This window comes from Mesorhizobium sp. M0159, assembly GCF_040322295.1.
Classification (GTDB): domain Bacteria; phylum Pseudomonadota; class Alphaproteobacteria; order Rhizobiales; family Rhizobiaceae; genus Mesorhizobium.
The window spans coordinates 148,061-167,388 of sequence record NZ_JAMYTF010000003.1 but is presented as its reverse complement, the minus strand read 5'-3'; the positions used below and the strand labels follow the sequence as shown (position 1 = coordinate 167,388).

Genomic DNA, 19,328 nt, shown 5'->3' with positions numbered 1-19,328 from the left:
CATGCGCCGAGAGACAGCTGTTACCCGACAAAGACCCGCTTTGGCTTGAACATGCCTTGCTCGATGGCGCCGATGGCGACCAGCTTGCCGCGCGCGGTGGCGCAGGCCTCCTCAGCTTCTACCGGCGCGTCACGGCCGCGAATGATGACCGGATTGCCGAGGCGGATTTTGGTTGCCGCATCGTCGCTGATCGCAACCTGCGGCAAGCATTCGAGCGCCGCGGCGGTGTCGACCAGAAGTGCATCGATGGCACCGAAGTCGATCGGCGCGTCCGCTGTTTGCGAACCTTCCTCGCTCTGTTCGCCGAAGCGGGCGGCTTCCAGCTCGGCCAAGGTGACGAAATCTTCCTGCGTGAACGGCTCGACCTCGACCCGCCGCAGCTCGGCGATGTGACCGAAGCAGCCAAGGTCGCGCCCCACGTCGCGCGCCAGCGAGCGGACATAGGTGCCCTTGCCGCATTCGACCTCGAAGATGGTGCGATCTGCCATGTGCTCGACCAGGTCGAGCCGGCCGATCTCAACCTCGCGTGGCGGAATGTCGATCGTCTCGCCATCGCGGGCAAGGTCGTAGGCGCGCTCGCCGGCGATCTTGATCGCCGAAAATTGCGGCGGCGTCTGCATGATGACGCCGGTATATTTCGAAAGCAGCGCCCGTACGTCGGCTTCCGCCGGACGGCGGTCCGAGCTTTTGGTCGCCGGGCCTTCCAGGTCGTCGGTCGAGCGCTCCTCGCCCCAGGCAACCGTGAAGCGGTAGACCTTGGCGCCGTCCTGGACGTATGGCACGGTCTTGGTCGCTTCGCCGAGCGCGATCGGCAGCATGCCGGACGCCAGCGGGTCGAGCGTGCCGGCATGGCCGGCCTTTTCCGCCTGGAACAGCCATTTGATCTTGGAGACGGCTTCAGTCGAGCCCATGCCGACCGGCTTGTCCAGCACCAGCCAGCCCGAGATCGGCCGGCCCTTCTTCTTGCCGCGACGCGCCACTATTCGCTGTCCTTCCTGTCGTCTTTGTCTTTGTCGTCGGGGTCGAGATCGCGCGCCACTTCGGGCGAGTGCAGCAACTCGTTTATCTTCTGGAAATTGTCGTAGCTGGTGTCGAGCCGGAAGCGGAATTCCGGCATGTACTTCATCTGGCGCAGCGCGCCGGAGACGCGGCCGCGCACGAACTTCGCATGCTTGTTGAGCGCCTCGATCACCGCCCCGGCATCCTTGGCGCCGAGCGGCGAAACGAAGGCGGTGGCGATCTTGAGATCGGGCGCCATGCGCACTTCCGAGACCGAAACCACCGTGTTCTCGATCAGCGGATCGAGGATCTCGCCGCGCTGCAAGGTCTCGGACAGCGCATGGCGCACCTGCTCGCCGACACGCAGCATGCGCTGGGATGGGCCAGCCGTTGATGGTCTAGGCATAAAAATTCTTCCTTCGCGCGGGTTCGAACCGCCTCAAGCCGCCCACTTAGCGCTGTTGAACTGGCTTGGCTACCCTTGGGAACCTGCGTTAATTGGTCCTCATTCTATGACCGAGCGTCAGCTACCCAGATTATTATTTTCGCAAGCGCATCGGCGGTAACGACATCTCTCGGGACAAAAACGAAACGGGTGCCGTCGTCAATAACGAAGAATAAATAATCGTTGCTGAGATGCATCCGTTCTATCTTTCGATTCTTTATCGAGCTCTCGTCCAAAAACTGGATAATATACCCGTCGAAAATCTTAACCGATTCAGCGATATTGCCAAGCTTCTTATTATTTGCCTTCCTTTTTAAAGGAACCAAAAAACTACGAGCTATTATTATATATATTGTCCCCATAGCAATTGGGGCCAGAACGTAAATTGTCTGACTGGAAACCACGCCCTTTGCAAGGTACTCCAGCAGAGCGACGGCCAACGCAGATGTCCAGATAATCAAAAGAATTGCGGCTATCAAAATCAGCCAAGCAAGCCCTGTAAGAATCCAACGCCTGGATCGACCATACCTCAGATCGGAAAACGAACGCGCAGCACGTTTAAGCTGCGTATCATTTGTCTGGAAGGTATACTCCCATAGAGGGAACATACCTTCCAAATTTGGAACGTCCTGGCCCATATCGGTGCCAAGCGCTTTATAGCGTCCTGGTCACCATCTCGACGCGGAAGCACTCGATGACGTCACCGACGCGCATGTCCTCGTAGTTCTGGAAGGCCATGCCGCATTCCTGGCCGCCCGGAACTTCCGAAACCTCGTCCTTGAAGCGCTTCAGGGTCTTCAGCGTGCCTTCGTGGATGACGACGTTGTCGCGGATCAGGCGCACGCCCGCACCACGCTCGACCTTGCCTTCGGTGACACGGCAGCCGGCGATCTTGCCGACCTTGGTGATGTCGAAGATCTCGAGGATCTCGGCATTGCCGATGAAGGTCTCGCGACGCTCCGGCGAGAGCAGGCCGGAGAGCGCCGCTTTCACATCATCGACCAGATTGTAGATGATCGAATAGTAGCGGATCTCGATGCCGGCCGCAGCCGCGGCTGCGCGGGCCTGCGCATTGGCGCGAACGTTGAAGCCGATGATCGCAGCCCCCGAAGTTTCCGCCAGCGACACGTCGCTTTCGGTAATGCCGCCAGCCCCCGCATGGACGATGCGCGCACGCACCTCGTCGGTGCCGAGATTGTCGAGCGCGGCGTTGATCGCCTCGATCGAGCCCTGCACGTCGCCCTTGATGACCAGCGGGAATTCCTTCAATCCGCTGGTCTGCAACTGCGACATCATCTGTTCAAGCGAGCCGCGCTGGCCGGCATGCCTGGCCACCGCCTTCTCACGCGCCAGACGCTGGCGATATTCGGTGATCTCGCGGGCGCGGGCCTCGTTGTTGACCACGGCGAAGCGGTCGCCGGCCTGCGGCGTGCCTTGCAGGCCGAGCACCTCCACCGGCATTGCCGGCGGCGCTTCCTTGACCTGCTCGCCGCGATCATTGACGAGCGCGCGTACCCGGCCCCATTCGTTGCCGGCGACGAGAATGTCGCCCGGCATCAACGTGCCGGTCTGCACCAGCACGGTAGCGACTGGGCCGCGGCCCTTGTCGAGCTGGGCTTCGATGACCACGCCTTCGGCGGTGCGGTCCGGATTGGCCTTCAGGTCGAGGATTTCGGCCTGCAGCAGGATCGCTTCGAGCAACTTGTCGAGATTGATGCCCTTGGTCGCCGACACCTCGACATCCAGCACCTCACCGCCCATGGATTCGACGAACACCTCGTGGCGCAGCAGTTCCGAACGCACCTTCTGCGGGTCGGCGTCATGCTTGTCGATCTTGTTGATCGCCACAATGATCGGAACGCCGGCCGCCTTGGCGTGATTGATCGATTCGATCGTCTGCGGCATGACGCTGTCGTCAGCTGCCACCACGAGGATGGCGATATCGGTCGCCTGGGCACCGCGGGCACGCATCGCCGTGAAGGCGGCGTGGCCGGGCGTGTCGATGAAGGTAACCTTGTGACCGTTCTTCTCGACCTGATAGGCGCCGATATGCTGGGTAATGCCGCCGGCCTCGCCGGAGACGACGTTGGCATTGCGGATGGCATCGAGCAACGAGGTCTTGCCGTGATCGACATGGCCCATGATCGTTACCACCGGCGGACGCGGCTGCAGGTCCTCGGGACGATCGGCGATGTTGAACAAGCCCTCTTCGATGTCGGACTCGGCGACGCGGCGGACCGTGTGGCCAAATTCGGTGGCGACGAGTTCGGCCGTGTCGGCGTCGATGACGTCACCAGGCTTCAGGATCTGGCCCTGCTTCATGAAGAACTTGACCACGTCGACAGCGCGCTCGGACATGCGCTGCGCCAGCTCCTGGATGGTGATGGTTTCGGGCAGGATCACTTCACGCATGACTTTCTCGCGTGGCTCGTTATGCAACGCGCGCTTGAATTTCTCCTGACGGCGGCGCATCGACGAGAGCGAGCGGGCGCGCGCATCCTCGTCGGAAAGCGCCGAATTCAGCGTCAGCTTGCCGCGGCGGCGGTCTTCCTCGCCCTTGGTCGGTTTGGCCGGACGCGCCACTTCCGGTGTGACCAGACGGCGCACTGGTGCGCCGGCACCGGTCCGCTTCGGTTTGACCTCTTCCTCGTCATCGACTGTTGCCAGTTCGGCGGCGAGCGGCGCACGGCGGCGCGCCTCTTCCTCGGCACGGCGGCGGGATTCGGCCTCGGCTTGCAGCCGTGCCTCTTCCTCGGCCTGACGGCGAGCCGATTCCTCGCGCTCGCGGCGGCGGCGCTCTTCGTCCTCGCTGCGGCGCTTGGCTTCCTCGATGGCGCGCTGGCGATCCTCGACATCGCGGACCTTCGAGCCCTCGAGAGCCCGGCGGCGTGCTTCCATTTCCTGGCGCGACAACTCGTTCAGCACCATGCCGCCGCGTTCGACCGGCGGCGGAGGGGGAGGCGCCTTGGGAGCTTCCTGCACGGCGGGCGCTGCCGCGACCGGCTTCGGCGTGAAGACGGACACAGGCGCTGCCGCCGGCTCCGGCTTGTCGCCGGGCAGCGAGAACTTGCGCTTCTTGGTCTCGACGACCACCGACTTGGTGCGGCCGTGCGAGAAGTTCTGGCGCACCGTGCCCTGTTCCATACCGGGGCGCTTCAGCGTCAAGGTCTTCTTCGGCGTAACACTCAGCGTCTTGTCGTCGCCCGATTTCGTATCGCTCATTCCATATCCTCTGCGGCATCATCTTCGTCAGCAACGGCCGCAAGCATTGCCAGATCGTCCGGGGAACCGCCCCGATATCGGTCGAGCGCAACCATGCGCTTCTGGACCGCCCTGCCCGCGTCTCCCGCGAGAACGGCAGCATGTATCACATTTGTACCCCCCAATGCCAAGCTCAACTCGGCCTCGGAGAAAAGTTTGTAAGCGCGGATCGCAGGCCCGCCGAGGTGGACGGTTGCCCGTCGCGCCTGGCTTATCTTGCGGACGCCATCGTCGGAAGCCTCGGTCGCGTGGAGCACGAAAAGTGCAAGTCCGCCGCGCACGGCGCTCTCGACCTTGGTCGCTCCGAGTGCTATGGCGCCCGCCTTGCGGGCCAGGCCAAGCATGCCCAGAGCGGACCTGGAAAGCAGCGCGTCGACCATGCCGCCAAGATCGGCCGGCACGCTCACCTGCGCCTTAAAAGCACGGGCAAACAGGTTTTTGGCCGCTGCCTTTTCTATATGTAGGCGGTCGGCCGTCACCCAGCAACCGCGGCCGGGCAGGTTTCTCTTGATGTCCGGAACGACGGCCGAATCCGGGCCGACGACGAAACGGATCAGTTCATCCGTTTCGGCTTGCCTGCGGGTGACGATGCAGGTGCGATCGTTCATCTCGTCCAAGGGCGGGTTCGGTGCGATGCGGTTTCACCTCACGCACCGACGGTTTCGTCAACCGGCACGCCCTCGGCGGCAAGCTCGTCTTCGGTGATCCAGCCAGCCTTCAGGCGAGCGGCCAGGACCATCTGCTCGGCATCGGCGCGTGATACGCCGTGGTTGGCGAGCACACCCGGGAATACCTTCGTCTCGCCGTCCTTGCGTTCCTTCCAACCGGTCAGGTCGTCGGCGGCGTAGCCGGCGAAATCCTCGATCGTCTTCACGCCGTCCTCGCCGAGCGTCACCATCATGGCGGTGGTGATGCCGGGAATCTCGCGCAGCTCGTCCTTGACGCCGAGCGCCTTGCGCTTCTCGTCATGCTCGGCTTCGATCTTCTCCAGATATTCGCGGGCGCGGGTCTGGATTTCCGAAGCCGTGTCCTCGTCGAAGCCGTCGATCGACGCGATTTCGCCGGAATCGACATACGCGACCTCCTCGACGCTGGTGAAGCCTTCGGAAGCGAGCACCTGGCCGACCATCTCGTCGACGTCGAGGGCTTCCATGAACAGCGACGACCGTTCGACGAATTCCTTCTGGCGGCGTTCGCTCTCTTCCTGCTCGGTCAGGATGTCGATATCCCAGCCGGTGAGCTGCGAGGCAAGACGGACGTTCTGGCCGCGGCGGCCGATGGCCAGCGACAGCTGATCGTCGGGAACGACGACCTCGATGCGCTCGGCATCCTCGTCGAGCACGACCTTGGCGACTTCCGCCGGCTGCAATGCATTGACAATGAAGGACGCCGCCGAAGGCGACCAAGGAATGATGTCGATCTTCTCGCCCTGCAATTCACCGACGACCGCCTGGACGCGGCTGCCGCGCATACCGACGCAGGCACCGACCGGATCGATGGAGCTGTCGCGCGAGATGACAGCGATCTTGGCGCGCGAACCCGGATCGCGGGCGACCGACTTGATCTCGATGATGCCGTCGTAGATTTCCGGCACTTCCATGGTGAACAGCTTCGCCATGAACTGCGGATGGGTGCGCGACAGGAAGATCTGCGGGCCGCGCTGTTCGCGGCGCACGTCATAGACATAGGCACGGACGCGATCGCCATACTTGTAGTTTTCGCGCGGAATCAGCTCGTCGCGGCGGATGATCGCTTCGCCGCGGCCGAGATCGACGATGACGTTGCCGTATTCGACGCGCTTGACGGTACCGTTGACGATCTCGCCGATACGGTCCTTGTATTCGTCATATTGCCGGTCGCGCTCGGCCTCGCGCACCTTCTGCACGATGACCTGCTTGGCGGACTGGGCGGCGATGCGGCCAAAATCCATCGGCGGTAGCTGTTCGGCAATGAAATCGCCGAGCTGGGCGTCCGGATTGCGCTCGCGCGCCGAGGAAATGGCAATCTGCGTCGCGTAGTCATCGACCTTCTCGACCACTTCCATCAGCCGCTGCAGCTTCATCTCGCCGGTGTTGGCATTGATGTCGGCGCGGATATTGGTTTCCTGGCCGTAGCGCGAGCGCGCGGCCTTCTGGATCGCATCGGCCATGGCGGCGATGACGATCGACTTGTCGATCGACTTTTCACGCGCGACCGCATCGGCGATCTGCAGCAGTTCAAGCCTGTTGGCGCTTACAACCATCTTCTTTCTCCCGAGCTTATTGCCGACCTTTACGGCCGGCAGCCCAATCACATTTCCTGTTCGGTTTCGTCTTCCGCACCCTCTGGTGCGTCTTCGGGTTCGCCGCGGCGTTTCCTGGCTTCCTTGCGCGCCCGATTGTCCTTCGACAGCGCATCGCGGATAAGGTCGTCGGTCAGAATCAGCCGCGCTTCGGCAATCGCATCGTAGGGAACATGTACCGTCGGCTCCTCGCCGTAAGCGGCCTTGTCACGCTCGATCAGCACACCGTCCGCGTCGCTTTCGGCGATCTTGCCCTTGAAGCGCTTACGGTCGGCGACGAGAACCGACGTTTCCATCTTCACCAGATGGCCGGTCCAGGCTGCAAAGTCCGATTTGCGGACCAGCGGCCGGTCGATGCCCGGCGACGACACTTCGAGATGATAAGCCTTCTCGATCGGATCATCGACATCGAGCGCCGGCGACACCGCCCGGCTGACCTCTTCACAATCCTCGACCGTCATGGTGCCGTCCTCGCGCTCGGCCATGATCTGCAGCGTCAGCCCGTTCTGGCCCGACAGGTGCACACGTACCAAGCGGAAGCCAATGGCGCGCAGTACCGGCTGAACGATCAGCGCGATGCGCGCATCGATGCCGCTTTCGCGGATGATGCGGTCGTCGCCTTCGCTTGCCGTCACTGTCATTCGGTCCTGTCACTCGATTTCTGTTGGTCGGCAGGTAATAAAAAAGAGCGGGACCGGGTGGACCCACTCTTCGTCATACCGACCAAGAATTTGAAGCTGATATAGACGATCGTGGTCCTCATTTCAAGCCCGTCCTGCATGACGGCAGGGCTCCGAGTCCGCAGCGCTGCGCCAAATGCATGGCGCCCATGCCGTGATCCCCCTTTGAGCACCGGCCACGCACGACTATCTATGTTGCATTGCACAATTGGAGCGCTCACTGCGCTCGAAAGGGTACCATCATGAACAATCGTGGATTTTTTTCAGCCATAGGCGATGTCTTTAGCGTGTTCGGCAGTGCCGTAGCCGCGTCGCGGGCTGTGGAAAGCGGTCGCAAGCCGCGTGCGCATGATCTGCGCAATCTCGGCATGGAGCCGGCAGCCTTCGACAAGATCCGTCGCTTCTGAGCCAAGTGAGCGCCGAGAGCCTTCGGCCCGCTCGCCTTGTGCTCAGCTCTAATTTCCCGCTTATTTGCGCACGAAGGTGAGATAGGCGGGCCGTCGGCCTTCGCGAATGGCCTTGGCCTCATAGCGCGTCCCCGGCCAGCCATCATAGGGCCGGTGCCAGTCGGCTGCTTCGCTTGCCTGCCACGTGAAGGCGTCGTGCGCCCGGCAATGCAGGAGCGTCCAGTTCACATAGCTGTCGATATCGGACGCAAAGTGGAACTTTCCGCCGTGCCTCAGGACGCGCGCGAAGCGGTCGAGATTGACCGGGCTGACCAAGCGCCGCTTCCAGTGCTTCTTCTTCGGCCACGGATCCGGATAGAGAAGGTCAATGCCGTCAAGCGAAGCCTGCGGCAGCCAGTCCAGCAGACGTGTGGCGTCGTCGTCATAGACGCGCAGATTGGCAAGCGGCCGCTCCCGGACCGCCATCATCATCTTGGCCATGCCGTTGACGAAAGGCTCGACGCCGATAAAGCCGGTCGCCTGGCTGGCCGTAGCACGGTGCAGAAGATGTTCGCCGCCGCCAAAACCGATTTCGAGCTGGACAGCCGAAACTTCGGCTTCGAAAAGGCTGCGCAAGTCGGCCGGCGGTTCAACCGTCAGATCGAGCCTGTAGGCGGCGAAGCCGCTCTCCAGCGCCGCTGCCTGTTGTGGTCGAATGGTCTTGCCGCGCCGGCGACCGAAAAAGGCCTCGGTCGCACGGCTTGGCCGGTCCTTCGGATCCATAGGCGCCGCGGTTAGGCGGCGACTGCTTCGGCGACCGGTTCGGCGAGAGCGTCCTTGAGCGCCTTGGCGAGATCGGTCTTCTCCCAGGAGAAGGATCCGTCGCGGCCGGCCTTGCGGCCAAAATGGCCGTAGGACGACGTCTTGGCATAGATCGGCTTGTTGAGATCGAGGTGGCGGCGGATGCCGGAAGGCGACAGGTCCATCACGGCGCGCAGTGCACGCTCGAGTTTTGCCTCGTCAACCTTGCCGGTGCCGTGCAGGTCGACGTAGATCGACAGCGGCTGGGCGACACCGATCGCATAGGAAAGCTGGATGGTGCAGCGATCGGCGAGCTTTGCGGCAACCACGTTCTTGGCAAGATAACGCGCCGCATAGGCCGCCGAGCGGTCGACCTTGGTGGTGTCCTTGCCAGAAAAAGCGCCGCCGCCATGAGGCGCAGCCCCACCATAAGTGTCGACGATGATCTTGCGGCCGGTCAGGCCGGCGTCGCCATCAGGCCCGCCGATGACGAACTTGCCGGTCGGATTGATGTACCAGTTGCAATTGTCGGCAATCTTCAGGTCGCCCAGTGCTTCGCGAATATAGGGCTCGACGACGTTGCGCACCTTCTTCGAATCCCACGTCTCATCGAGATGCTGGGTCGACAGCACGATCTGCGTCACTTCCGCCGCTTTGCCGTCGACATAGCGGACGGTGACCTGGCTCTTGGCATCCGGCCCGAGCCTGCCGGCATCACCGCTGCCTTCATGGCGCGCAGCCGCCAGCAATTCGAGGATCTTGTGGCTGTAATAGATCGGCGCCGGCATCAGGTCCGGGGTTTCGCGGCAGGCATAGCCAAACATGATGCCCTGGTCGCCGGCTCCCTCCTCGCCTTGCCGGTCGGAGGCGTTGTCGACGCCTTGGCCGATATCCGGCGACTGGCCGTGCAGCAGGACCTCGATCTTGGCTGTCTTCCAGTGGAAGCCGGCCTGCTCGTAGCCGATTTCGCGGATCGCCTTGCGAGCGACCGACTTGAACTTGGCCGGGTTGACAATCGGATGGCCGGCCGCATCCTTCAGGACGTTGCCCTCCTTGTCCTTCTTGAGCAGCGTCTCGGGGACGCGCACCTCGCCGGCGATGACAACGCGATTGGTCGTCGCAAGCGTCTCGCAGGCAACGCGGACCTTCCACGGGTCCATGCCGGTCTTTCTGGCTTCGCGATAGACGAGATCGACAATCTCGTCGGAGATGCGGTCGCAGACCTTGTCGGGATGGCCCTCGGCAACGGATTCCGAGGTGAAGAAGTAATTGTGCCGCGTCACGGGTGTCCCCTCTTGAAAAAAATATCGGCAGGCCGCCGATTTTGGCGCGCCAGTTGTTAACGGTGCCGGGCGTCGCTCGTCAAGCCATGCAGCCGTTCTGGCATGAATTTTGACGTTATTATCTTTGTATCCCGAGACGGCGGCAGGGCGCACTGCGATCAGCCCTTGCACCAACAGACTGAGGAAAACGACTTCGAGGAAGCGTGTCGAGCGAAATCGATCTGCGCTTTAGCGCATCTGCGGAATGAACATCCCTCAATGCGCGCAGCCGCGAGAAATTGCATGCCCAGCTACGACGACCCCTTCCTTGTTGAACTCTTCACGGGCCATCAATCGACTTCGTCGGTGGAAAGCGACTTCACCAGCTCGATGATCTTGCGGCGCACTTTCACGTCGGCGATCTTGACGAAGGCGCGATTCAGCTGGAGGCCTTCCGGGCTGCCGCAGAATTCGACGGCGGAGGTCATCGAAGCATCCTCGGCAAATCCACGGCTGCCCACGGGCTCCTGACCGGGCGCATCCTCGAAAAAGAAGGCGACGGGGACGCCGAGTATGGAGGCGATTGCCTGCAAACGGCTGGCGCCGACGCGATTGGTGCCCTTTTCGTACTTTTGGATCTGCTGGAACGTTATGCCGAGGTTTTCACCCAGTTTTTCCTGGCTCATTCCCAGCATATTGCGGCGAAGCCGGATGCGGCTTCCGACGTGGATGTCGATCGGATTCGGCTTTTTCTTGTTTTCTTCTGTCATTTTTTCCTCGCCGAATTTTTCCGGCTTTTTCTATTTTGCTGCCCAAACGACGCCGCGGCCCGTGCCCCAACAGAACGACCTTATCGACTTCGAAAATTTTCAGGCGCTTACAGTATGAGTTTCTAATGTGTCGGCTGTCAATTCGCCCGTAGCCTTTGCCTTACGTTCAAAATGCATGCCGCAACGGCAAGCAAAAACATGATCAGCATTCCGTTAATGCGTCGTTGGCCGGAGGAAACGATGGCTTGGTCGGAGATCGGCACACGCACATCGATCGCGCCGCGTGCATCGATTGCCAGCGCGTCGACGATGCGACCGCGCGGGTCGACAACGGCCGAAATGCCGTTATTAGCCGCGCGCAACAGGGGCACCCCATTCTCCACCGCCCGGATCTGCGCCTGCCTGAAGTGCTGGTACGGCCCCGGCGTGTCGCCGAACCAGGCGTCATTGGTGACGTTCACAATAAGCTCGGCTGACGTTGCGTCAACTGCGACCAGATCGGGAAAGATGACCTCATAGCAAATAAACGGCAGCGCCCGGATACCGCCGGGCAGCGCGATCGGATGCCGCTCATTGCCCGCCGCGAAGGTCATTGGACCGGCAACAAGCTGCTCAAGCCCGAAGCGGCCGAGCAGATCGGCGAAAGGCAGGTATTCGCCGAAGGGTACCAGGTGGACCTTGTCGACGGCATCGACGATTTCGCCCCTTTCGTCGATCGCCACCACAGAGTTGTAGTAACGGCTGCCGGCCACCGAGCCGCCTTCCTCGCGAACGACGCCGGCGACCAGCATCTGGCCATCGCCAAGCATCTCTCCGATCGCAGGCAGGGCATCCGGACGTTCGGTGAACAGAAACGGCACGGACGTCTCCGGCCACAGGATCAATTGCGGCCTGTCATGGCCGGGTTCCGGCGCCTTAGCCGAAAGCCCCATCATGGTGGCGAAGATACGGTCACGCACCGAGGTATCCCATTTTTCCGTAAGGTCGACGGCAGGCTGCACGATACGGACGTCAAGGCTGCGGGCGGCCGGCTTTTCGGGGGCGGCGAGCCGGATATAGCCGAAGCCGGCATGGGCGGCGACGAGAACGACAAGCAACGCCGCGCCGAGGCGAAGATGCTGGCGCGCCGCAAGCAGCGCCGGCAGCGCGAAGACGAAGACCGCAAGCGCGTTCATGCCGACCATGCCGGTCACCGAGACGCTCTGCATCAGCAAAGGCACCGGCATCGCCGCATAGCCGACGGCATTCCACGGAAAGCCGGTGAACAGGAAGCCGCGCAGCCATTCCGCCAGCGCAAAGCCGAAGGCGAGCGCGGCGATGCGCCCGATGTCGTTGCTCCACAACAGCCGGGCAACCACGGCAGCGAAACCGTAAAAGAGGGCCAGCGCGAGGGGGATGCCGACCACCGCGAACGGCAAGGCCCAGGCAAAGCTGTCGGCCTCGACCAGCAGCGCCGAGCCGACCCACCAGAGACCGGCAAGAAAGTAGCCGAAACCGAACCACCAGCCGGTGGCGAAAGCCGGCCGCAAGCGCCGCAGAAAACCGTCCGAGGCTTCGCCGGTCGCGCCGTCGAGGAGCCACACCAGCAGCGGGAACGAAACGAAACAGACGGCGAAGAAATCGTAAGGCGCCTGGGCAAGAACCGTCAGCGCCCCGGCAAGAAACGCCACTAGCGCGCGCCGCCAGCCCCAAAGCAGAATTATCCGGCCGGCCTGGCGCTCCATCTATGCTTCCGAGTCGTGCGAATCAGGAAGCAAGATTTATCAGGCTGCGGGCTTGGCTCCAAACCGGGCGACCTAGTCCGCTCATAGCTATCGATGCCAGCCTTGTATCTTCAGCCCGCCCAGCCGCTCAGCCTCTACGCGTGGGACAGAGCCGACAGTCTGGGAAAAGGTCCAGACATGGCCTTCAGGATCGCGCGCGTGTTCTTGCCTGCAACTGAAGCCGGGCTGGCTATATGGTCGGCCCATTCGGAATCGACGATGATATAACCATCGCCGAACCGCATCTCGGAATGGACGAGCCTGCCATCGGCATCGCTGACAACCATGCTCGGCTCGAAGCCGAACGCCTTTTCAAGCCAGGTCAATGCGGCCTGCGGATCCTGGTAGAAGACGCCGGAGCCTAAGTCGAGTGCTTGAACGGGTCCTCAACCGGCATCGGGCAAGTCGCGTCTTTCAAGCCTGCTCGGTGCGGACGGCGCGGCGGCGGCGCTCGCCCTTCAGTGTCTCGACGATGCGCACGCGCTTGACGCGGCGTGGGTCGGCGTCGAGCACATGAAACTCGAAGCCGGGTATGGCCTGCACCACTTCGCCGCGCGCTGGCACCCGGCCAAGCGTGTTGAAGATCATGCCGCCGATCGTGTCGACATATTCGCCGTGCTCGCCGGCGGCGAAATCCTCGCCGATCATTTTGGCGACGTCGTCGATCTCGGCCTTGCCGTCGACGATGAAGACGCCTTCGCCGGCCTGGGTAATCATCGGCTCGTCCTCGTCATGCTCGTCCTCGATGTCGCCGACCACCATCTCGACGATATCCTCGAGCGAGACGAGACCGTCAGTGCCGCCATATTCGTCGATGACCAGCGCCATCTGGGTCCGCGTCGTCTGCATCCGCCCCATCAGGTCGGAGGCGAGCATCGACGGCGGCACGAACAGCACCGGTCGGATCAGGTTGAGATCGCCGATGGTGCGCGCCAGATCGACCTGGGCGAGATCGAGAACCGTCGCGACCGGAGTTTTCCTGGTCGTCCTGCCCTTTCTGACGCGGGCGACCTTGGTGATGTGCGCCAGCACGTCGCGGATATGAACCATGCCGCGCGGATCGTCGAGCGTCTCCGAATAGACCGGCATGCGGGAATGGCCGGACTGCTCGAACAGCCCCAGAAGATCACCCAGCTTCGTGGTGATCTCGACCGCCTCGATGTCGGCGCGCGGCACCATGACGTCCTCGACGCGCACTTCGCGCAGGCGCAGGATGTTGTTGAGCATGGCGCGTTCGCCGGGCGAGAAGGATTCTGCATCGCTCGCCGTTTCGGCAAGCGCACCGGCAATCTCCTCGCGCAGGCTGGTGCCGTTGCGGTGCCTGAAAAGCCCGAGCACGCGATCGAACAGGGAGGGACCGGCAGGCGATGCCTCGCTGGCGAAGCTGCCGGTCGTGGTACTCGGACTCGAGCCCTCTTCCGTCGTTTCGGAAGGCTTGATCACACTGCCGGCGTCGGAGCGGGCGGCAGTCTCTGGTTTGTCGTTCATCATCGTCCGGTCAATTGGTCTTTTGTAATTACGTGTAGGGATCGGGAATGGCAAGCCTCGCAAGTGCTGCGCGCTCTGTCGCTTCCATCAGTTCCGCTTCGGCATCCGTTTCGTGATCATAGCCCAGCAAATGCAGCAGGCCATGGATGACGAGATGGGAGATATGGTCCTCGATGGGCTTGTCTTCCAGTGCCGCCTCGCGCGCGACAGTCTCGGCGGCCAGCACGATGTCACCGAGCATCGGCGGCAGAGGCCCGCCCCTGGCAAACGGAAAAGCCGGAAAAGACAGGACGTTGGTCGGCTTGTCCTTGCCGCGCCAGCCGGCATTGAGCGTGCGGATATGGGCATCGTCGGAAAAGACGATGCTGAGCTCGGAACGGCCGTCGGCACCGGTTTCGGCAAAGGCGGCCGAGACGGCGTGGTCGACCAGCCGCGTCAGCGTCGTCTCGTCGGGCCAGTCGCCCGCCTCGATCGCGATATCGATCTCGACGGGAAGCGGCCCCCCCGCCTTTTGCTCCTCAGCCATGCGGCCGCATAGTCATATCAGCTTTCGACACCCAGGCCCCTGGCCAGCTTGCCGTCGCGGTCATAGGCCTTGACGATCTCGGCGACCAGCGGATGCCTGACGACGTCGCCTTCGTTGAAGCGGACCGTCACCATGCCGGTGACGCCGTCGAGGATTCTCAGCGCCTCGACTAGGCCGGACTTGGTGTTTGGCGGCAGATCGATCTGGGTCGGATCACCGGTGACGATCATGCGCGAGTTCTCGCCGAGCCGGGTCAGGAACATCTTCATCTGCATCGGCGTGGTGTTCTGCGCCTCGTCGAGGATGACGGCAGCGTGCGCCAGCGTACGGCCGCGCATGAATGCCAGCGGCGCGATCTCGATGACCTCAGCAGCAATCGCCCGCTCGACCTTGTCGGCCGGCATCATGTCGTAGAGCGCGTCATAGAGCGGCCGCAGATAGGGATCGACCTTCTCCTTCATGTCACCCGGCAGAAAGCCAAGCCGTTCACCGGCCTCGACCGCGGGGCGCGACAGCACGATGCGTTCGACCATGCCGCGTTCGAGCAGCATTGCCGCATGCGCCACCGCCAGATAGGTCTTTCCGGTGCCGGCCGGGCCGATGCCGAAGACGAGTTCCGACCGCTCCAGCGCGCGCATATAGGCGTCCTGGTTGAGCGAGCGGGCATAGATGGTCTTCTTGCGCGTCGATATCTGGGCGGCGGACACCTTGCCCTTGCGCTCCAGTGTCGGCAGCGTCAGCTGGTCGTCGCTGGCGATCGCCATGCGCACGGCGCCGTCGACATCGGACTGGCCGATGTCGGTGCCTTTCTGCAGAATGCCGTAAAGATTGTCCAAGGCGCGGCGTGCCTGCTCGGCGGCCGAGGAAGAGCCCTTGATGGTCAATTGATTGCCGCGCGAGCGGATATCGACGCCGAGCTTCTGCTCGAGTCGGGCCAGATTCTCGTCGAACTGGCCGTAAAGGGCGCTGGCAAGCTTGTTGTTGTCGAAAGTCAGTACGATGTGCGCGATATCCGAGGCCCCCGAGGGTAGGTTCTGGGGCAGGTTCTTCACTTCAGCAGCGCTCAACCGTCTCTCCTCATCTGCCGAGACCTTCAGGCCAATTCGGCGAACAGGCTGTTGTAGCCCGTCTTCGTGATTCGTACCTGGATAATGTCACCGATTTCGCCGGCCTTTTCATCAACAATAACCGGCTGCAGCCAGGGCGAGCGGCCAACCTTCTGGCCGGCCTGGCGGCCCGGCTTTTCGATCAGCGTGTCGATGGTCCTGCCGACCAGGCTTGCGCCGAAATGCTGCTGCTGTTTCAGAAGCAGCGCCTGCAGCCGCTGCAGGCGCTCGTCCTTGACGGCCTCCGGCACGTGATCGCCCATCTCGGCGCCCGGCGTGCCGGGGCGCGGAGAATATTTGAACGAGAAGGCCGAGGCATAGTTGACGTCTTCGACCAACTGCATCGTCGCCTCGAAATCGGCTTCCGTCTCGCCGGGAAAGCCGACGATAAAGTCGCCCGACAGTGCGATGTCGTTCCGCGCGGCACGGATGCGGTCGATCAACGTCAAATAGTCCTTGGCCATATGCCTGCGGTTCATCGCCTTGAGTATGCGGTCGGAGCCGGACTGCACCGGTAAATGTAGATAGGGCATCAGCGTCGGCAAATCACGATGGGCGGCGATCAATTCATCCTCCATGTCGCGCGGATGACTGGTCGTGTAGCGCAGCCGCGCCAGGCCTGGAATCTCTGCCAGCCTGAACAGCAGCCGGCCAAGGCCCCATTCCTCGCCGTCTTCACCTCTTCCGTGCCAGGCGTTGACGTTCTGGCCGAGCAGCGTCACCTCGCGCACGCCGGCATCTGCCAGGCGCTCGGCCTCGGCGACGATCTGTGCCACCGGCCGCGAGACTTCCGAGCCGCGCGTATAGGGCACGACACAGAAGGTGCAGAACTTGTCGCAGCCTTCCTGAACGGTCAAGAACGCCGTCACGCCGCGCCTGATCAGTTCGGCGCGCTTCGGCTGCGGCAGATACTCGAACTTGTCCTCGACGGCATAGTCGGTCTCGACGATCTTTTCGCCGCCACGCGCCCTCGCCAGCACACCGGGCAGCCGGTGGTAGGTCTGCGGGCCGATGACCAGGTCGACGGCCGGCGAGCGGCGGATGATCTCGGCACCCTCGGCCTGCGCCACGCAGCCGGCGACGCCGACCAGCATTTCGCGCCCGGCCTTTGCACGCTCGGCCTTCAACTCACGGATGCGCCCAAGTTCGGAATAGACTTTTTCCGCCGCTTTCTCGCGGATGTGGCAGGTGTTGAGCAGCACCAGATCGGCCTCGCCGATAGCGTCTGTCGCGGCATAGCCGTCGGCCGCCAGCGCATCGGTCATGCGCTGCGAATCGTAAACGTTCATCTGGCAGCCATAGGTCTTGACGAAGACCTTTCTGGTCGCGGCAGGCGGAACGACCAGGTTTTCGGCGGCAGCGCCGATGTCGTCGCGTTCTATCGTGTTCAATTCCATTTCGCGGCTTCTAACGCCTTTCCCTGACAAAAAACAGACGAATCTGGCCGGAACCTGCGCAGCCTACCGGCTCGGACGCGGTTCGGCGAGCGCCGCTTGTACCATCTCGCGCACCTGGCGTTCCATCTGCTTTGCCGTCTCCTTGCGGCTGGAGCCCTTGGAGAAAGCAATCGCCTCGCCAAAATGCACCTCGACGTCGAGGGCGCCCTCGGCCATCAGCACCTTGAGGTGCGGCATCAGCTCTTCATCGCCGATCCAGGCGGCAACCGGCCGATGCCGGCGGCCGAGCGGCACGCCATGCAGGCGCGTATAGACGATCGCCACCGGCTGGACGAAGACCTGTTCGGCCGCCCCTTCCGCAATCGCCATTGTAGCGGCGCCGAACAGCGTGCTCTTGAACGGCAGGATCATGTTGCCGTCGCCGGTCGAGCCTTCGGCAAACAGCACCATGGCGTCGCCCTTGGCCATGCGGCCGGCGATCTCGCTCGCCTGGTCGCCCGACGAACGCTTACGCTCACGTTCGATGAATACCGTGCGCTGCAGCTTCGACAGCATGCCGATCAACGGCCAGCCGGCCATATCGGCCCTGGCGATGAACGTCACGTCGACCATCGACCCCAGCACCATGATGTCGGTCCAGGAGATGTGGTTGGCAGCAATCAGCAATGGGCGCTGGCCGGACAGCGCTCCCTTGACATGGATGCGCAGCCCCAGCGTCCTGACAATCATCCTGTGCCAGATTTTCAGGATGAAGGTCTCGCGCCAGAGCCCGGTCCGCATCGACAAGATCTGCAGCGGCACAAGCACCAGCGAGCCGACGACAACCAGCCCCAGCGCCAGGAAAATCCTGATTTTTCCGATCATCCGCACCACCCCGGCGTTTGGCTAACGAAGATCGCGGCGCATGACAAGCGCGCCGGTCGGGCCGTGCTCCGGCGACTTGTAATAGTTGGCACGCTTGCCGACCTCGCGGAAGCCGAACCGCCGGTAGAGCGCGATCGCGGCGACATTGGTCTCGTCGACCTCGAGGAAAAGCGCCTCGGCGCGCTGTGCGTGCAGTTCACGCAGCACCGCATCCATCAATTGCCAGCCGAGCCCCCGGCGCCGATGCGAGCGTGCCACCGCGACCGTCAGGATCTCCCCCTCGCCGGCCGCCAGCCGCGCCAGCACGAAGCCGACCGGCGGCTTGGCACCCTGTCCGGTCTCGCGCGCGGCATAGCCGAACACCGTGTCCTGCTCGAGCAGGGCGGCGAATTCGTCGTCGGTCCACGGCCGCGCGAAATCCTCGCGATGCAGCACCGACATGGCCGCGCTATCGGCAACCGTCAACGGCTCGAGCGCATAGTCCCTGCGGCGCGACTGGAGGAAGGGAATGCGCATCAGGACTTGTTTCCGTTTGGACCATGATCTTTTCCCAAAACCGGTTTCCACTTTTTGGGATCATGGTCTTGCCTCGATAGAATAAAGCCGGCCTGCGGCTTTGCGTCGGCGCCGCGCAGATAGAGCGGTTTCGGTTTTTCGCTCTCGCCGTGTTTACCGGCACCTTGGGCCGCGGCCAGCCGGGCATAGACGGCGATGTCGGCGGTGGCCGCCGTCCCGCCGAGATCGAAGCTGCGCCCGGCCGCCGCGGCAATCTGGGTTGCCGCCGTGCCGGCGAGAACCGCAGATCTGTCGACCGCCATGGCTGCGGCTTGCGAGAGTGTGGTCACAGCCGGACCATAGATCAGCACCGACCTCTCATCGTAAAGTGCCGCATGGATCTCCTCGCGACCTGTATCGAGCGCGGCGAGCACGGCGCGACCGGGAAATGCCGCTCTCGCTTGCGCCGCCAGGGCCTCCAGAGTCGTCACGCCGATCGCCGGGATTTTCAGCGCCAGCGCAAGGCCGCGCGCCGCCGAGACGCCGACGCGCAGACCGGTGAAGGAGCCCGGACCCGTCGAAACGGCAATGGCGCCGAGGCCGGAATAGTCGGTTCTGCTGGTCCCCAACGCCTTTTCGATGACACCCATCAGATGCTCGGCATGACCCTTACCGAGATCGAGCACCGAACGGCCGAGTTCTTTCCCGGCCGCCGCGTCGTAGACGCAGGCGGCGCAGAGATTGGCGGCACAGTCGACGGCAAGCAATTTCATGAAGCGGCCGGTTGAGACAGTTTCGAAAACA

The 19,328-nt window shown here is 62.8% G+C and carries 20 protein-coding genes; 1 reads left to right on the top strand and 19 read right to left on the bottom strand.

Annotation, left to right across the window (positions count from 1 at the left end):
* Positions 1-20: 20 nt before the first annotated feature.
* The 7 genes from truB to rimP all read right to left on the bottom strand — a co-directional run bounded on the left by truB (position 21) and on the right by rimP (position 7,627).
* A complete protein-coding gene (gene truB, locus NKJ32_RS04430) occupies positions 21-980 on the bottom strand; it encodes a tRNA pseudouridine(55) synthase TruB (RefSeq protein ID WP_352589075.1) in 960 nt (319 codons plus the stop codon).
* Positions 980-1,405 carry a 30S ribosome-binding factor RbfA gene (gene rbfA, locus NKJ32_RS04425; RefSeq protein ID WP_352826893.1) on the bottom strand — a complete coding sequence of 142 codons (426 nt, stop codon included), beginning with the start codon at positions 1,403-1,405 and terminating at the stop codon, positions 980-982. The genes truB and rbfA overlap by 1 nt, the downstream gene beginning before the upstream one ends.
* 104 nt (positions 1,406-1,509) lie before the next feature.
* Complete coding sequence (locus tag NKJ32_RS04420) at positions 1,510-2,082, bottom strand: hypothetical protein (protein ID WP_352826891.1); 573 nt, start codon at positions 2,080-2,082, stop codon at positions 1,510-1,512.
* A gap of 16 nt (positions 2,083-2,098) precedes the next feature.
* The gene (infB, locus tag NKJ32_RS04415; RefSeq protein WP_352589066.1) at positions 2,099-4,666 is read right to left on the bottom strand and encodes a translation initiation factor IF-2; all 2,568 of its coding nucleotides are present in this window, start codon (positions 4,664-4,666) and stop codon (positions 2,099-2,101) included.
* Positions 4,663-5,313, bottom strand: a complete 651-nt coding sequence (locus NKJ32_RS04410; RefSeq protein WP_352589063.1) for an RNA-binding protein — start codon at positions 5,311-5,313, stop codon at positions 4,663-4,665. The genes infB and NKJ32_RS04410 overlap by 4 nt, the downstream gene beginning before the upstream one ends.
* 38 nt (positions 5,314-5,351) lie before the next feature.
* Positions 5,352-6,947 (bottom strand): transcription termination factor NusA, encoded by a 1,596-nt coding sequence (gene nusA, locus NKJ32_RS04405; protein ID WP_352589060.1) that lies wholly within the window; start codon positions 6,945-6,947, stop codon positions 5,352-5,354.
* Between the two features lie 47 nt (positions 6,948-6,994).
* Positions 6,995-7,627 (bottom strand): ribosome maturation factor RimP, encoded by a 633-nt coding sequence (rimP, locus tag NKJ32_RS04400; protein ID WP_352589057.1) that lies wholly within the window; start codon positions 7,625-7,627, stop codon positions 6,995-6,997.
* A 281-nt stretch (positions 7,628-7,908) separates the two neighbouring features.
* Between rimP and NKJ32_RS04395 the strand changes: the two genes are divergently transcribed.
* Positions 7,909-8,073, top strand: a complete 165-nt coding sequence (locus NKJ32_RS04395; RefSeq protein ID WP_352448601.1) for a hypothetical protein — start codon at positions 7,909-7,911, stop codon at positions 8,071-8,073.
* 60 nt (positions 8,074-8,133) lie between these two features.
* Here NKJ32_RS04395 and trmB read toward each other — a convergent pair whose 3' ends face one another.
* The 12 genes from trmB to tsaB form a co-directional block, all read right to left on the bottom strand.
* Complete coding sequence (gene trmB, locus NKJ32_RS04390) at positions 8,134-8,835, bottom strand: tRNA (guanine(46)-N(7))-methyltransferase TrmB (RefSeq protein WP_352589053.1); 702 nt, start codon at positions 8,833-8,835, stop codon at positions 8,134-8,136.
* An 11-nt stretch (positions 8,836-8,846) separates the two neighbouring features.
* On the bottom strand, positions 8,847-10,136 hold the full coding sequence (gene metK, locus NKJ32_RS04385) for a methionine adenosyltransferase (protein WP_023676896.1): 1,290 nt from the start codon (positions 10,134-10,136) through the stop codon (positions 8,847-8,849).
* Positions 10,137-10,465: 329 nt separating this feature from the next.
* Entirely contained in the window at positions 10,466-10,885 is a 420-nt protein-coding gene (locus NKJ32_RS04380; RefSeq protein WP_352589050.1) for a helix-turn-helix domain-containing protein, read from the bottom strand.
* A 137-nt stretch (positions 10,886-11,022) separates the two neighbouring features.
* A complete protein-coding gene (lnt, locus tag NKJ32_RS04375) occupies positions 11,023-12,609 on the bottom strand; it encodes an apolipoprotein N-acyltransferase (RefSeq protein WP_352589047.1) in 1,587 nt (528 codons plus the stop codon).
* 134 nt (positions 12,610-12,743) lie between these two features.
* Complete coding sequence (locus NKJ32_RS04370; protein WP_352589044.1) at positions 12,744-12,974, bottom strand: VOC family protein; 231 nt, start codon at positions 12,972-12,974, stop codon at positions 12,744-12,746.
* Positions 12,975-13,062: 88 nt separating this feature from the next.
* The gene (locus tag NKJ32_RS04365) at positions 13,063-14,136 is read right to left on the bottom strand and encodes a hemolysin family protein (RefSeq protein WP_352448597.1); all 1,074 of its coding nucleotides are present in this window, start codon (positions 14,134-14,136) and stop codon (positions 13,063-13,065) included.
* A 28-nt stretch (positions 14,137-14,164) separates the two neighbouring features.
* Positions 14,165-14,662, bottom strand: coding sequence for an rRNA maturation RNase YbeY (gene ybeY, locus NKJ32_RS04360; protein WP_352589041.1), 498 nt, complete (start codon positions 14,660-14,662; stop codon positions 14,165-14,167).
* 17 nt (positions 14,663-14,679) lie between these two features.
* Positions 14,680-15,729: a PhoH family protein gene (locus tag NKJ32_RS04355; RefSeq protein ID WP_023676891.1), complete on the bottom strand. Its 1,050-nt coding sequence runs from the start codon at positions 15,727-15,729 to the stop codon at positions 14,680-14,682.
* Positions 15,730-15,755: 26 nt separating this feature from the next.
* Positions 15,756-17,165, bottom strand: coding sequence for a tRNA (N6-isopentenyl adenosine(37)-C2)-methylthiotransferase MiaB (gene miaB, locus NKJ32_RS04350; RefSeq protein ID WP_352570332.1), 1,410 nt, complete (start codon positions 17,163-17,165; stop codon positions 15,756-15,758).
* Between the two features lie 63 nt (positions 17,166-17,228).
* A complete protein-coding gene (olsA, locus tag NKJ32_RS04345) occupies positions 17,229-18,029 on the bottom strand; it encodes a lyso-ornithine lipid O-acyltransferase (protein WP_352570330.1) in 801 nt (266 codons plus the stop codon).
* A gap of 21 nt (positions 18,030-18,050) precedes the next feature.
* The gene (gene rimI / locus NKJ32_RS04340) at positions 18,051-18,545 is read right to left on the bottom strand and encodes a ribosomal protein S18-alanine N-acetyltransferase (RefSeq protein ID WP_023676888.1); all 495 of its coding nucleotides are present in this window, start codon (positions 18,543-18,545) and stop codon (positions 18,051-18,053) included.
* Positions 18,545-19,297: a tRNA (adenosine(37)-N6)-threonylcarbamoyltransferase complex dimerization subunit type 1 TsaB gene (gene tsaB / locus NKJ32_RS04335; RefSeq protein ID WP_352826888.1), complete on the bottom strand. Its 753-nt coding sequence runs from the start codon at positions 19,295-19,297 to the stop codon at positions 18,545-18,547. The genes rimI and tsaB overlap by 1 nt, the downstream gene beginning before the upstream one ends.
* Positions 19,298-19,328: the final 31 nt, after the last annotated feature.

Bases quoted from the DNA above. Each gene is read 5' to 3' on its own strand.
- tsaB (WP_352826888.1), bottom strand. From the start codon at position 19,297: ATGAAATTGCTTGCCGTCGACTGTGCCGCCAATCTCTGCGCCGCCTGC.
- lnt (WP_352589047.1), bottom strand. From the start codon at position 12,609: ATGGAGCGCCAGGCCGGCCGGATAATTCTGCTTTGGGGCTGGCGGCGC.
- trmB (WP_352589053.1), bottom strand. From the start codon at position 8,835: ATGGATCCGAAGGACCGGCCAAGCCGTGCGACCGAGGCCTTTTTCGGT.
- olsA (WP_352570330.1), bottom strand. From the start codon at position 18,029: ATGATCGGAAAAATCAGGATTTTCCTGGCGCTGGGGCTGGTTGTCGTC.
- NKJ32_RS04395 (WP_352448601.1), top strand. From the start codon at position 7,909: ATGAACAATCGTGGATTTTTTTCAGCCATAGGCGATGTCTTTAGCGTG.
- nusA (WP_352589060.1), bottom strand. From the start codon at position 6,947: ATGGTTGTAAGCGCCAACAGGCTTGAACTGCTGCAGATCGCCGATGCG.
- ybeY (WP_352589041.1), bottom strand. From the start codon at position 14,662: ATGGCTGAGGAGCAAAAGGCGGGGGGGCCGCTTCCCGTCGAGATCGAT.
- infB (WP_352589066.1), bottom strand. From the start codon at position 4,666: ATGAGCGATACGAAATCGGGCGACGACAAGACGCTGAGTGTTACGCCG.
- rbfA (WP_352826893.1), bottom strand. From the start codon at position 1,405: ATGCCTAGACCATCAACGGCTGGCCCATCCCAGCGCATGCTGCGTGTC.
- NKJ32_RS04380 (WP_352589050.1), bottom strand. From the start codon at position 10,885: ATGACAGAAGAAAACAAGAAAAAGCCGAATCCGATCGACATCCACGTC.
- miaB (WP_352570332.1), bottom strand. From the start codon at position 17,165: ATGGAATTGAACACGATAGAACGCGACGACATCGGCGCTGCCGCCGAA.
- NKJ32_RS04410 (WP_352589063.1), bottom strand. From the start codon at position 5,313: ATGAACGATCGCACCTGCATCGTCACCCGCAGGCAAGCCGAAACGGAT.
- rimP (WP_352589057.1), bottom strand. From the start codon at position 7,627: ATGACAGTGACGGCAAGCGAAGGCGACGACCGCATCATCCGCGAAAGC.
- NKJ32_RS04365 (WP_352448597.1), bottom strand. From the start codon at position 14,136: ATGAACGACAAACCAGAGACTGCCGCCCGCTCCGACGCCGGCAGTGTG.
- rimI (WP_023676888.1), bottom strand. From the start codon at position 18,545: ATGCGCATTCCCTTCCTCCAGTCGCGCCGCAGGGACTATGCGCTCGAG.
- NKJ32_RS04420 (WP_352826891.1), bottom strand. From the start codon at position 2,082: ATGGGCCAGGACGTTCCAAATTTGGAAGGTATGTTCCCTCTATGGGAG.